Source organism: Mesorhizobium newzealandense (assembly GCF_042682145.1).
In the GTDB taxonomy this organism is placed as follows: domain Bacteria; phylum Pseudomonadota; class Alphaproteobacteria; order Rhizobiales; family Rhizobiaceae; genus Mesorhizobium; species Mesorhizobium newzealandense.
In genome coordinates, this window is the sequence record NZ_JBHUGZ010000007.1 from 693,661 (window position 1) to 706,349 (window position 12,689).

Consider the following 12,689-nt stretch of genomic DNA (forward strand, 5'->3'; position numbering starts at 1 on the left):
TCCTCGCGGGCTTCTGAAGGCGCTCTCAACGCTTGCGGTGGCCACCCGTTCAAGTATACATCCCCGTCAAGCTCAATAGTTCCCGATACGAATCGCGTGGGATTTCTATTTGCCGGAACGGCCCTTGGCTGCATCGGCGGGGTCCCGGTTTGACCTCGACAGTCCTGCCTCTTCCCTCCTTGGCGGCCTCAAGTGACGAAGAACGAAATCCTCGGATTCTGGCAAAGAATCTACATATGCACCGTTTTGCTAGGCGTTGCTTTTGCCGCCCTATACATAAGCCTCGAACAGTCAGTCTACTATTGGGACTTCGCTGCCTATTTCGACACGTTTAATCGGCAAGGCGCTCTCTTGGTCGAGAGTCCTCTCCAGTGGCTGAGCCAATTGAGGACCTCAATCGGAACGGATGATTACAGTGTGGCAATTCTGGTGCCCCTGATGCCGTTTCACATGGTTTTTGGCGGTTCAAGGCTTTCATACGTCGCCGGAATAGTCACGGTTTACCTGGTCCCCACCGCTCTTTTCATAGGAAGAATGAGCTATGTGCAGGCGGCCTCCGAGACATCTTCTTCCCGAGGCTGGCCTGCCGTCTGGATTGCGGCCTTTCTGTACACACCGTTCTGGGCGGCGACGCTTCGTGGCTTGCCGGATGTCGCCGGTTGTCTCGCGCTTTCCGCGGCAACCTACTTTCTTTGGAACTCAAGGTTCCTCGCTCGGGAACCGGTGATCAGCGGAATACGCGTCGGTGTGTCCCTGTGGTTGGCGTTCATGCTGCGCCGCTGGTATGCGTTTTCCGTCATAGGGCTCGGACTTTCGGCGGCTGCGTTTTGTTTGTTGCAGGTCGCGAAGGACCGCGATTTTGCGGCACTCCGGAACGCCGTGTTAGGCGGTGTGTGTGCGATTTTGGTTATTGCCGGAGCCGCATTGGCCTTCCAGCAACCCCTGATCCTCAAGATCCTGGGGACCAGCTATGGTGACCTTTACAGCGGCTACAAAACGGACTTCGTTTCGCAGGTTGACCAGGTGGGATCCCGGCTCAGCTATGTGAACTGGCTGTTGATCCTATTCGGTTTCTATATCTCAGTCATACGGCGCAACAGCTTTGTTCTGTTCTGTGCTGTTGCCTCGGTATTGACCTTCCTCATCTTTACCCGGACGCAGGATCCGGACCGCCACCATTCAATGCCGATGTTTCTTTGGCTCTTTCCGGCATACGCCCAGGCAATCGTTGCGATCGTTTCGATGCCGGCGCTGAGATCGCGATGGTCAACCGTCGCCATAGCCGTTGTCGCCGGGTCTGCCTATTTGGGTACCTTTTTCCCGTTCGGCCGCCAAGTGCTGTCACCGGTCGGCTATGTTTTTGCCCGGGAAGCCACGCTTCCTCTCCACCTCGACAATCTTCCTGAATACCGGCGCCTTACCGACGATCTTGTCAGGGAGATGCGACCTGAGGACCGGTTTTCGGTATTTGCCTCAGGCGCGGTCATGAATGACTCGCTGTTGTTTGAAATGGACAAGGACCTTTACCCTCGTATCGAATGGTCTTGCCAGGTTGACAGTCGCGATCGATTCAGGCCGGAAGCGCTGAAATCCAGATATGTCGTCGTAACCGATCCTCCCGTGACGCATCTGCAACCGGGTGCGCAGATCTGCGTTACGATACCGGACCAGGACATTGTCGAAGGGAAAGGCATTGGTGCCGCCTACAAGCGCATTGCGGCATACCGCTTGTCCGACGACGTCAAGGGCTACCTTTACGAACAGGTGCGCCCGGTCAGCAAAGCGGAAATCGACGCCCTTTACAGCGAGTTCCGGAAAAAATACCCGGGCTGGACAACGCCTGAGTGGTGACGACCAGGGCGATCGCGACCGGGCAGGGCCTGTGCGGCCACTCCCCGGGGCTGTCGTTGGACCATCGTCCTATAGCCTCATCGACGCGTGATCCCTACAACTCAATGCGGCGGATATATCTAAACGGATATAACGCAGCGTTTGAGTTGGAGCGACAGTCGCCTTGGGAGGATAAGGTGAGCGGACGGCAGCCGACGGGTCATCATGCGGATTACATCCAGGCGTCCCTCGCCAGCAGCGATGCGGCGCGCTCGGCGTTGGTCGCCTCCTGGCGGCGCTCGTTCACATTGCACGGTCTCGATCCGGCCGAGCGCAAGGCGCCACGACGCCTGACCGCGGGCGAGCTGAGCGAAGCAAGGCAACGCATGGAACCATTGCTTCGCGCCGCCGATGCGAGCCTGGATCGTCTCTATCTGGCCGTTGGCGGTGTCGGCTGCTGCGTGCTGCTTGCCGATCGCGAAGGCATCCCGGTCGAACGCCGCGGCGCTGTCGCCGACGACGACACGTTCGACGAGTGGGGCCTGTGGACCGGCACCGTCTGGAGCGAGGACTCCGAGGGCACCAACGGCATCGGCACCTGCCTTGCCGACCAGCGCGCGCTCACCATTGACCGCGATCAGCATTTCTTCGCGCGCAACACGCTGCTCAGTTGCACCACCGCGCCGATCTACGATCACGAAGGCAATCTGGCGGCAGCACTCGATGTCTCGTCTTGCCGGTCGGACCTGACCGAAGGCTTTGTCAACCTGATCGCCATTGCGGTTGGCGATGCCGCGCGCCGCATCGAAGCCGAGAATTTTCGCCTGAGGTTTGCCAACGCCCGCATCTTGCTGGCACCGGTCGCCGAGCGCAGCACCGGCGCGCTGATCGCCGTCGATGCCGACGATCTGGTGGTGGGCGCGACGCGTTCGGCGCGCCTCGCTCTCGGCATCACCCAGCAGGCCTTGGCCAAGGGGTTGCCGGCCGCTGATATTCTTGGCGACTCGGCCAGACCCGCCGAAGACCTGGACGAAGCAGAGCGCGGCGTGGTCCAGCGTGCCATTGCGCGCGCCCAAGGCAATGTGTCGGCTGCCGCCAGCAATCTCGGAATTTCTCGCGCCACCTTGCATCGCAAGCTCACCCGCTTCGGCATCCGCCGGCCGCACTGAGCTTTCCAACTCGCAACTGTCGCAGATCTGCGACAGTTGGCGCCGGCGAGTGCTTGGCCGGGGCTGACAAGTCCGACCCCATCCGCAACTCTTGCCAACGACGCGCCGCATCCCGCGGCGCTGCTCGTTGGGAGGAAGACGAATGAACAAGGTAGAATTTTCCCGCACGGCCAAGGTTCCCTTTGCCAAGCGCTACGACAACTACATCGGCGGCAAATGGGTCGCTCCGCTTTCCGGAAAATACTTTGACAACATATCGCCGGTCACGGGCCGGCCGCTGGGCGAGATCGCTCGCTCCGACGCCAGGGACATCGAGGCGGCACTCGACGCCGCGCACAAGTCCAAGGATGCCTGGGGCAAGACAAGTGTTGCCGCTCGCGCGCTAATCCTCAACCGCATTGCCGACCGCATGGAGGACAATCTCGATCTCCTTGCGCTCGCCGAGACCTGGGACAATGGCAAGCCGATCCGTGAGACGACCGCCGCCGACCTGCCGCTGGCCATCGATCATTTCCGCTATTTCGCCAGCGCCGTGCGTAGCCAGGAAGGCGGCATCTCCGAGATCGACCATGACACCGTCGCCTATCATTTCCATGAGCCGCTTGGCGTCGTCGGCCTGATCATCCCGTGGAATTTCCCGCTGCTGATGGCAGTGTGGAAGCTGGCGCCCGCACTTGCCGCGGGCAATTGCGTCGTCTTGAAGCCGGCCGAACAGACGCCCGCCACCATCATGCTGTGGGCGGACCTGATCGGCGACCTGTTGCCCGACGGCGTGCTCAACATCGTCAATGGCTTTGGCCTCGAGGCCGGCAAGCCGCTGGCGTCCTCGAACCGCATCGCCAAGATCGCCTTCACGGGCGAGACGACGACCGGCCGGCTGATCTCGCAATATGCCAGCCAGAACCTCATCCCGGTGACGCTCGAACTCGGCGGCAAGTCGCCCAACATCTTCTTCCAGGATGTGACCGCCGAGGACGACGACTTCTTCGACAAGGCGATTGAAGGCTTCGTCATGTTCGCGCTCAACCAGGGCGAGGTCTGCACCTGCCCAAGCCGGGCGCTGGTGCATGAGAAGATCTACGACAAGTTCATAGAACGTGCGCTGAAACGCGTCGAGGCGATCGTCCAAGGCGATCCGCTCGACCCGGCGACGATGATCGGCGCCCAGGCATCGGGCGAGCAGCTGGAGAAGATCCTGAGCTACTTCGACATCGGCCGCCAGGAAGGTGCCGAAGTGCTGATCGGCGGCGAGCAGAACCATCTGCCGGGTGATCTGGCCGGCGGCTATTACGTCAAGCCGACCGTGTTCAAGGGCCATAACAAGATGCGTGTCTTCCAGGAGGAGATTTTTGGACCCGTGGTGTCTGTGACCACCTTCAAGGATGACGACGAAGCGCTGGCGATCGCCAATGACACGCTCTACGGTCTCGGCGCCGGCATCTGGAGCCGTGACGCGAACCGCTGCTATCGTTTCGGCCGCGCCATCCAGGCCGGCCGCGTCTGGACCAACTGCTACCATGCCTATCCCGCGCATGCGGCGTTCGGCGGTTACAAGCAATCGGGCATCGGCCGCGAGAACCACAAGATGATGCTCGACCACTATCAGCAGACCAAGAACATGCTGGTCAGCTACAGCCCGAAGAAACTCGGCTTCTTCTGATCGCCTGCCGAGGCGGCGCATGATGCTTTCCGAAGATCATGCGTGATCCAGGCAAGGGGCGCGGCTGACATGGCCGCGCCCCTGTCTCTTCGTGAACAAGGGCGCTTCGTGGTGGAGGACGGCATGCTCGACAAGGTTTCCCTGGGAAAAGTCTCGGCCACTCCGGCGGCCCGGGCCTTTCTGGCCGAAATCATCGCCGACCATGGTCCGGTGCTGTTTCACCAGTCGGGCGGCTGTTGCGATGGGTCCTCGCCAATGTGTTATCCGCAAAGCGATTTCATCGTCGGTGACCATGATGTCATGCTGGGCGAAATCGGCGAGACGCCGATCTATATCAGCGCCTCGCAATATGAGGTCTGGAAGCACACCGATCTCATCATCGACGTGGTGCCGGGCAGGGGCGGCATGTTCTCGCTCGACAATGGGCGCGAGAGGCGGTTCCTGACGCGCTCGATTGTCTGCGCCGTGCCGGCGGCCGCACGCACTGGGGATTGACCAGACCGCCCTTGTGGGGGCAGTAAACGGTTATGTTCAATCTGCTTCTCGTTGTGGTCGGCGGCGGTATCGGCGCCGGCATTCGTCAGCTCACCAACATCGGCGCGCTGCGCCTTGTCGGCCCCAACTATCCCTGGGGCACGATGGCCATCAACATCGTCGGCTCGTTCGCCATGGGCCTGTTCATCGCCACCCTGGCGCGCCGCGGCGGTTCGAACGAGCTCAGGCTGTTCGTCGCCACCGGCATCTTTGGCGGCTTCACCACCTTTTCCGCGTTTTCGCTCGATTTCGCCACCTTGTGGGAACGGGGAGCCACACTGCCGGCGCTAGCCTATGCCCTTGCCAGCGTTATTGGCGCCATTATCGCCCTGTTTCTGGGACTTTGGCTCGCAAGAACCGTTTCATAATGTTATTGCCGCGCCGAGAGCGGGCCGAACCCTGCTCGGGAAACGGATAAGCGAAAAAATATGGCAGGCGTTGAACAGATCACAGTGGAGGCCGGCGAGGCGGGTATGCGGCTCGACCGCTGGTTCAAGACCCATTTCCCGGGCCTCGGCTTCGGCCACCTGCAAAAGCTGCTGCGCTCCGGCCAGATCCGCGTCGATGGCGGCCGCGTCAAGGCCGACACCCGTGTCGAACCCGGCCAGATGGTCCGCGTTCCGCCGCTGGAAGTGGACAAGAAGGGCGAGAGTGCGCTGACCGGTCACTCGATCCGCAATCAGGGCGACGCCGACGTTCTGGCGAAAATGCTGATCCATGAAGATCCCAAGGTCTTCGTCTTCAACAAGCCGGCCGGCCTTGCGGTGCAGGGCGGCTCGGGCGTCACCCGCAATGTCGACGACATGCTGGAGGCCTGGCGCAACCAGAAGGGCGAGAAGCCGCGGCTGGTCCACCGGCTCGACCGCGACACTTCGGGCGTGCTGGTCGTCGCCCGCACCCGGCTAGCCGCCATGAAGCTCGCCGAAGCGTTTCGCGCCCGCGAGACCAAGAAGACCTATTGGGCGCTGGTCAAGGGCGTGCCGCCCAAGCGCGAGGACAAGATCTCGACCTGGCTGATCAAGGAGCCGACGCCCGATGGCGATCGCGTGCGCGTCGCCGCGCATGGCGAAAAGGGCGCCGACCACGCCGTGTCCTACTACCGCATCATCGAGCAGGCGGCGCAGACGATGACCTGGCTTGAAATGGAGCCCTATACCGGCCGCACGCACCAGCTTCGTGTCCATGCCGCCTATATCGGCTGCCCGATCCTCGGCGACCCGAAATATTTCGAGGCCGACACCAACTGGGATTTTCCCGGCGGCATACAAAACCGCCTGCATCTGCATGCGCGCCGCATCATCATTCCACACCCGGACAAGGGCGTTATCGATGTCACCGCACCGATGCCGCCGCATATGCGCCAGAGCTGGAACCTGATCGGCTTTGACGACGCCAGCGCGGAGGACTGATCGTGAGCGGCGCCACCGATACGCTCGACCGGCGCGACACGGTCGACATGGCGGCCGCCGCAATCATGGTCGGCCTGACGTTTTCCTGGGGACTGAACTACGTCGCCGCCAAGATCTCCTACGCCGGTTACGATCCTGTCTTCCTGTCGATCGCGCGCTCGATCATCGGCGGCTTGTGCGTCTTCGCCTGGTGCCGCTGGCGTGGCATCGCGCTTTTCACGCGCGATGGGACATTGCTCGCCGGCATCGCGGTCGGCGCGCTTTTCGGCGTCGAGTTCCTTTTTCTTTATGTAGGCCTGGAGCACACGACCGTTGCCCGCAACACGCTGCTGGTCAACACAATGCCGTTCTGGATGCTGATCGGCGGCCACTTCCTGCTGGGCGAGCAGATCACCTTGCGCAAGTTCCTCGGTCTGCTGCTGGCTTTTGCCGGCCTTGCCGCGGTCTTTTCCGACAAGCTTGGCGGTGGCGGGGACATGCTGTTCGGCGACCTCCTGAGCCTCGGCTCCGGATTTTTCTGGGCTTTGACCAACATCCTCATCAAGCGCTCGAAGCTGGTCGAGACGAGCGCCGAGAAGCTGCTTCTCTACCAGCTCGCCGGGGCCGCAATCGTCGGCGTGCTGGTGCTGCCTCTCGCCGGTCCGCCCGTTCGCGACCCCAGCGTGCTGTCGACATTGGCCCTGCTTTTCCAGGCGGTCTACATCGTCGCCTTCACCTATGTGCTTTGGTTCTGGCTGCTGCGGCGCTATCCGGCGTCAGGCCTGTCCAGCTTCACCTTCCTGTCGCCGGTTTTCGGCGTGCTGTGCGGCGCCATGTTCTTGAATGAGCCGCTGACCATGCGCATTTTCCTGGCTCTGGGCCTGATTGCCGCCGGCCTGATCATCGTCAACCGGCCGGGGCGCAAGCTGACGCCCGTGTAAGAGAGACTGTTATGCGCGACATCCTCAACGACCTCGAAGCGGGCAAATATCTTTCCGATCCGGATCCGGTCCGCCGCGCCCAGATCCAGATGAAGACGCATCTGCCGAAGCGCTTCTACAAGACCGTCTCGGTCGCACCAGTGGGAGACGGCTTTGCCGTGCATCTCGACGGCAAGCCGGTGCGTACGCCGGGCAAGGCGCTGCTGGCACTGCCCACCGAGGCGGCGGCTGCGCTCGTCGCCGACGAGTTCGCCGCGCAAGGCGAAACCATCAACCCGGTGACAATGCCGGTGATGCGCCTCGTCAACACCGCCATCGACGGTGTCGCCAGCGATCCGCAGGCGGTGCTGGAGGACATCCTGCGCTTCGCGTCGTCCGATCTGCTCTGCTATCGCGCCGACGTGCCGCAAGGCTTGGTGGAGCGGCAGAACGAACATTGGGACCCGGTCCTCGATTGGGCGCGCGGCAGCCTCGGGGCAAGGTTCAATCTCGCCGAGGGGATCATCCATGTCGAGCAGCCGCGCGAAGCCATTGCCATACTGGGCAGCCACCTTGCCCAGCGGGCCGACGCGCTGCGGCTCGCCGCCATCCATGTCATGACCTCGCTGACCGGTTCGGCGCTGCTGGCGCTGGCTGTCGATTTCGGCGAACTCGATGCCGAGGGTGCCTGGGCCGCCGGCCATGTCGACGAGGACTGGCAGATCGAGCATTGGGGACAGGACGCCGAGGCGGTCGCGCGCCGCTCGGCCCGCAAGCGCGACATGATGGCTGCCGTCAGTCTGCTGGAAGCGCTCAAGGGCTGACGCTCCACCGCTTGCCCCGTTGCATCCCGCAGTGCACCTAATACCAAAGTCATAATCCCAAAGACGCGCTGACATTGGCGCGCGCTTTCTGTCATTTTTTCCGTGATCGCTGTGCTTGAGTCTGTGTTCGGAGGAGAACGCGGACAATGACACGCAGCATCGAGGCAATGGGTCTCACGGGAGGACAATTCTATGGCAATGGCATCGACTGCCGGCGGAGCAAGCCGCGGCATGACGCGGGAAGAGAAGAAGGTCATCTTCGCTTCCTCGCTCGGAACCGTTTTCGAATGGTACGATTTCTATCTCTACGGCTCGCTGGCGGTGTTCATTGGTTCGACCTTTTTCAGTCCAACCATTCCGGAGGCGACGCGCAACATCTTCGCGCTGCTGGCTTTCGCGGCCGGCTTCCTGGTCCGCCCGTTCGGTGCGCTGCTGTTCGGCCGCATCGGCGACCTTGTCGGCCGCAAATATACATTCCTCGTCACCATGACGATCATGGGCCTATCGACCTTCCTGGTCGGCCTGCTGCCTGGATATGCGACTTTGGGCATCGCGGCTCCCGTGATCTTGATTATCCTGCGCATGCTGCAGGGCTTGGCGCTCGGTGGTGAATATGGCGGTGCGGCGACCTATGTCGCCGAGCACGCGCCTGATGACCGCCGCGGTTTCTACACGTCATGGATCCAGACGACGGCGACGCTCGGCCTTTTCCTGTCGCTGATCGTCATCCTGATCGTGCAGGCGTCACTGACCAAGGAAAACTACGCCGCCTGGGGTTGGCGCATTCCTTTCATCGTCTCCTTCGTGCTGCTTGCCGTTTCAATCTGGATCCGGCTGTCTCTCTCCGAGTCGCCGACCTTCCAGAAGATGAAGGACGAAGGCAAGGGTTCCAAGGCGCCGCTTTCGGAAGCCTTTGGCCAGTGGAAGAATGCCAAGATAGCGATCCTGGCGCTGCTCGGCCTTACCGCCGGTCAGGCCGTGGTCTGGTACAATGGCCAGTTCTACGCGCTGTTCTTCCTGCAGAACGTGCTCAAGGTCGAAGCCCAATCGGTCAACATCATGATCGCCATTGCGCTCGCCCTCGGCTCGATCTTCTTCGTCGTCTTCGGCTGGCTCTCCGACAAGATCGGCCGCAAGCCGATCATCATGGCGGGTCTCGCTTTAGCGATCGTCTGCACCTTCCCGCTGTTCAAGGCGCTGACTTGGTCCGCCAATCCGGCGCTCGCCAAGGCCCAGCAGAACACGCGTGCAACGGTGACGGCGGCACCCGGCGACTGCAGATTCCAGTTCAATCCGGTCGGCACGGCGAAGTTCACGACGTCCTGCGACATCGCGACCTCGTTCCTGACCAAGAACTCGGTTCCCTATGACGTGGTGTCGACGGCTGCGGCCGGAACTGCGGCTTCGGTCAAGATCGGCAATGAAACGGTGGACTCCTACGATGCGATCGCCGCCGGCGATCAGGCGAAAGCCAAGGATGCCGCCTTCGTCAAGGCCGTCAACATGTCGCTGCAGGATGGCGGCTATCCGCTGAAGCGCGCGGCGATCAAAGTGTCGGACCAGAAGCTCGATGCTTTTGTTGCCGCCAATCCGGAGTTGAAGCTCGATGCCGCCGCCATCCGCGCCGGCGAGAAGGCGACTGTTCCGGTCGACCAGGCGATCAAGGACAAGATCCTGACCAAGGATGAGGCCGCGGGCGCCCCTGAAGTCACCGTCTACAACATACCGGGTGGCGGCCCCTTCGCCATGTTCGCCGACCCGGCGGCGATCAACTGGCCGATGACGATCGGCATCCTGTTCGTCCTGGTCCTGTTCGTGACCATGGTCTACGGCCCGATTGCCGCGATCCTGGTCGAGATGTTCCCGACCCGCATCCGCTACACCGGCATGTCGTTGCCCTATCACATCGGCAATGGCTGGTTCGGCGGTCTGCTGCCGGCGACTGTGTTCGCACTCAGTGCCTACAAGGGCGATATCTACTATGGTCTGTGGTATCCGGTGATCATCGCCGCGATGTCGCTGGTCATCGGCATGATCTTCGTCAGGGATACGCTTGGAACCGATCTGAACACCAAGCAGTAACCGACCACTCCCTAGTCTATAGAAAACCCGGCGCGAGCGATCGCGCCGGGTTTTTCAATGCATGGCGATATGCGACGAGGACAGGCGGTTAGCTTTGCCGGTCCTGCCTCGCGTCCTCTATGGCCGCCTCGTGATACCAGCCGTCGCCGAAATCCGCCCGAACACCGCGCAGCGAGGCAAGCTCTGCTGCAAACTTAGCCTTGCCGCTTAAATTTGAGGCAGAGATGCGCGCTGCCGCCGGGAACATCAGAATTTTGGCCGACGGACGCGTGGAAATGATTTCCATTGTCGGGCTCCTTTCTTCTGCCGAACCTTGTCGATTCAACTTGTCTCGAAGATAAGGTCTGCAATCAAGTTAGGCAATATGCCTACGAAAAGATCAGCATTTGCCCATTATTTGTGCGCATTGCGACTGTGATTGATCAGGACGCATTGCTTAGGCGGCTTGCCGACTTCAACCGAATGCCGCGTCAATTTTGCCGCACCCTCCAGACCAAGAGTGGCACACGAATTGCATTTTAGTAATCCGGCAGGCCGGCTGCTGGCGGCAGACGCATGTCGACGCCGTCCAGTGTTCGGTGATCAAGCAACGAGAGGCTAGAATGACGAAATACAAGCTCGAGTACATTTGGCTCGATGGATACACCCCGGTCCCCAATCTCCGCGGCAAGACGCAGATCAAGGAGTTTGCCGAATTCCCGACGCTCGAGCAGTTGCCACTGTGGGGCTTTGATGGTTCGTCGACGATGCAGGCCGAGGGCCACAGCTCCGACTGCGTGCTGAAGCCGGTCGCGGTCTATCCGGACCCGGCCCGCACGAACGGCGTGCTCGTGATGTGCGAAGTCATGATGCCCGATGGCGTTACGCCGCATGCCTCCAACAAGCGCGCCACCATCCTCGACGACGAGGGCGCCTGGTTCGGTTTCGAGCAGGAATATTTCTTCTACAAGGACGGCCGCCCGCTCGGCTTCCCCGAGAGCGGCTATCCCGCGCCGCAGGGCCCGTACTACACCGGCGTCGGCTACTCCAATGTCGGCTCTGTCGCGCGCCAGATCGTTGAGGAACATCTCGACCTCTGCCTCGCCGCCGGCATCAACCACGAAGGCATCAATGCCGAAGTGGCCAAGGGCCAGTGGGAATTCCAGATTTTCGGCAAGGGCTCCAAAAAGGCCGCCGACCAGATGTGGATGGCCCGCTACCTGATGCAGCGCCTGACCGAGAAATACGGCATCGATATCGAATACCATTGCAAGCCGCTCGGCGACACCGACTGGAACGGCTCGGGCATGCACGCCAACTTCTCGACCGCTTATATGCGCGAAGTCGGCGGCAAGGCCTATTTCGAAGCGCTGATGGCAGCCTTCGACAAGAACCTGATGGATCACATCGCCGTCTACGGCCCGGACAACGACAAGCGTTTGACCGGCAAGCATGAGACCGCGCCGTGGAACAGGTTCAGCTATGGCATTGCCGATCGCGGTGCTTCGATCCGCGTGCCGCATTCCTTCATCAAGAGCGACTACAAGGGTTATCTGGAAGACCGCCGTCCGAACTCGCAGGGCGACCCCTACCAGATCGCCTCGCAGATCCTGAAGACGATCGCCTCGGTACCGGCGAGCGCCCAGGTTTCGGCAGCAGCGTAAGCGTTTCGGCATAGATGAAGAAAGCCCCGGCGTTCGCGCCGGGGCTTTTTTGTTGCAGCTGCCGGATCGAGCGGGAAAGGCGCGGTGTGTCCGACCTCAGCCGGCGACAATGCCACGCGCCTTCAGTGCAGCAACGACCTTCGCATGGGGCAGGGCAGGTGTGAGGTTGCCGTCGCGTCCAATCATCTCCTGGTTGGCGACCTGGTTCGGTCCGATCAACGCTGCCGTTGCCTCGGTCCATGGCAGCTACGCTTCCCTCTGGATCGCCACCAGCGTCGTTGCGGTGCTGGCGGCTGCCGCCTGCTTCATCGACATCAACCTGCTGCTGCTCGTCAGCGGCACGTCGCTGGTGGTGATCTATGCCTTGTTGTGCGTGGCGGCGTTTGTCGGCCGCCGCAGCGGCACCACCGATGGCGGGCACTATCGCATGCCGTTGTTCCCGGTCCCGGCCGTCCTCGCCCTCCTGTCGCTGATCTACGTCGCTTACCAGAACTACCTGGACGTCGGCTTCGGCCGTTCGAGTCTGATCGCCACGGGTCTGATCATGGTCGTGGCGGCGGTCTATTACCTGCTGGTCCTGGCCAGGCGAACGGACTGGAACCTGCATGGTCCCGACGAGCTTGCAGGGTAGATCCACGT

The 12,689-nt window shown here is 61.6% G+C and carries 12 protein-coding genes; 11 read left to right on the forward strand and 1 reads right to left on the reverse strand.

The features are described 5' to 3' along the window. Nucleotides 1-192 precede the first annotated feature (192 nt). The 9 genes from ACFSOZ_RS12270 (at nt 193) to ACFSOZ_RS12310 (ending at nt 10,407) form a co-directional block, all read left to right on the forward strand. Nucleotides 193-1,851, forward strand: a complete 1,659-nt coding sequence (locus ACFSOZ_RS12270) for a hypothetical protein (RefSeq protein ID WP_379097732.1) — start codon at nt 193-195, stop codon at nt 1,849-1,851. A gap of 176 nt (nt 1,852-2,027) precedes the next feature. Continuing rightward, nucleotides 2,028-2,999 (forward strand): helix-turn-helix domain-containing protein, encoded by a 972-nt coding sequence (locus ACFSOZ_RS12275; protein WP_379097735.1) that lies wholly within the window; start codon nt 2,028-2,030, stop codon nt 2,997-2,999. Between the two features lie 142 nt (nt 3,000-3,141). Continuing rightward, entirely contained in the window at nt 3,142-4,659 is a 1,518-nt protein-coding gene (gene adh, locus ACFSOZ_RS12280; protein WP_379097737.1) for an aldehyde dehydrogenase, read from the forward strand. A 123-nt stretch (nt 4,660-4,782) separates the two neighbouring features. Further along, on the forward strand, nt 4,783-5,154 hold the full coding sequence (locus tag ACFSOZ_RS12285) for a DUF779 domain-containing protein (RefSeq protein WP_379098184.1): 372 nt from the start codon (nt 4,783-4,785) through the stop codon (nt 5,152-5,154). Nucleotides 5,155-5,186: 32 nt separating this feature from the next. Then, nucleotides 5,187-5,561, forward strand: coding sequence for a fluoride efflux transporter CrcB (gene crcB / locus ACFSOZ_RS12290; RefSeq protein ID WP_379097740.1), 375 nt, complete (start codon nt 5,187-5,189; stop codon nt 5,559-5,561). Between the two features lie 60 nt (nt 5,562-5,621). Then, nucleotides 5,622-6,602 carry an RluA family pseudouridine synthase gene (locus ACFSOZ_RS12295; RefSeq protein WP_023757961.1) on the forward strand — a complete coding sequence of 327 codons (981 nt, stop codon included), beginning with the start codon at nt 5,622-5,624 and terminating at the stop codon, nt 6,600-6,602. A gap of 47 nt (nt 6,603-6,649) precedes the next feature. After that, nucleotides 6,650-7,522, forward strand: coding sequence for a DMT family transporter (locus ACFSOZ_RS12300; RefSeq protein WP_379098187.1), 873 nt, complete (start codon nt 6,650-6,652; stop codon nt 7,520-7,522). Nucleotides 7,523-7,533: 11 nt separating this feature from the next. Next, nucleotides 7,534-8,325 carry an ATP12 family chaperone protein gene (locus tag ACFSOZ_RS12305; protein ID WP_379097743.1) on the forward strand — a complete coding sequence of 264 codons (792 nt, stop codon included), beginning with the start codon at nt 7,534-7,536 and terminating at the stop codon, nt 8,323-8,325. Nucleotides 8,326-8,517: 192 nt separating this feature from the next. After that, nucleotides 8,518-10,407, forward strand: a complete 1,890-nt coding sequence (locus ACFSOZ_RS12310) for an MFS transporter (RefSeq protein ID WP_379097746.1) — start codon at nt 8,518-8,520, stop codon at nt 10,405-10,407. Nucleotides 10,408-10,495: 88 nt separating this feature from the next. On the opposite strand, the gene ACFSOZ_RS12315 is transcribed toward ACFSOZ_RS12310, so the two are convergent. Continuing rightward, nucleotides 10,496-10,693: a DUF2735 domain-containing protein gene (locus ACFSOZ_RS12315; protein ID WP_379097749.1), complete on the reverse strand. Its 198-nt coding sequence runs from the start codon at nt 10,691-10,693 to the stop codon at nt 10,496-10,498. Nucleotides 10,694-11,009: 316 nt separating this feature from the next. On the opposite strand from ACFSOZ_RS12315, the gene ACFSOZ_RS12320 reads away from it, so the two are divergent. Next, nucleotides 11,010-12,050: a glutamine synthetase beta-grasp domain-containing protein gene (locus ACFSOZ_RS12320; RefSeq protein ID WP_379097751.1), complete on the forward strand. Its 1,041-nt coding sequence runs from the start codon at nt 11,010-11,012 to the stop codon at nt 12,048-12,050. A gap of 166 nt (nt 12,051-12,216) precedes the next feature. Then, nucleotides 12,217-12,681 (forward strand): hypothetical protein, encoded by a 465-nt coding sequence (locus ACFSOZ_RS12325; protein WP_379097754.1) that lies wholly within the window; start codon nt 12,217-12,219, stop codon nt 12,679-12,681. Nucleotides 12,682-12,689: the final 8 nt, after the last annotated feature.

Excerpts from the sequence above, each read along its gene's own strand:
- adh (WP_379097737.1), top strand. The coding sequence starts at position 3,142 with ATGAACAAGGTAGAATTTTCCCGCACGGCCAAGGTTCCCTTTGCCAAG.
- ACFSOZ_RS12285 (WP_379098184.1), top strand. The coding sequence starts at position 4,783 with ATGCTCGACAAGGTTTCCCTGGGAAAAGTCTCGGCCACTCCGGCGGCC.
- crcB (WP_379097740.1), top strand. The coding sequence starts at position 5,187 with ATGTTCAATCTGCTTCTCGTTGTGGTCGGCGGCGGTATCGGCGCCGGC.
- ACFSOZ_RS12295 (WP_023757961.1), top strand. The coding sequence starts at position 5,622 with ATGGCAGGCGTTGAACAGATCACAGTGGAGGCCGGCGAGGCGGGTATG.
- ACFSOZ_RS12300 (WP_379098187.1), top strand. The coding sequence starts at position 6,650 with ATGGCGGCCGCCGCAATCATGGTCGGCCTGACGTTTTCCTGGGGACTG.
- ACFSOZ_RS12305 (WP_379097743.1), top strand. The coding sequence starts at position 7,534 with ATGCGCGACATCCTCAACGACCTCGAAGCGGGCAAATATCTTTCCGAT.
- ACFSOZ_RS12310 (WP_379097746.1), top strand. The coding sequence starts at position 8,518 with ATGGCAATGGCATCGACTGCCGGCGGAGCAAGCCGCGGCATGACGCGG.
- ACFSOZ_RS12315 (WP_379097749.1), bottom strand. The coding sequence starts at position 10,693 with ATGGAAATCATTTCCACGCGTCCGTCGGCCAAAATTCTGATGTTCCCG.
- ACFSOZ_RS12320 (WP_379097751.1), top strand. The coding sequence starts at position 11,010 with ATGACGAAATACAAGCTCGAGTACATTTGGCTCGATGGATACACCCCG.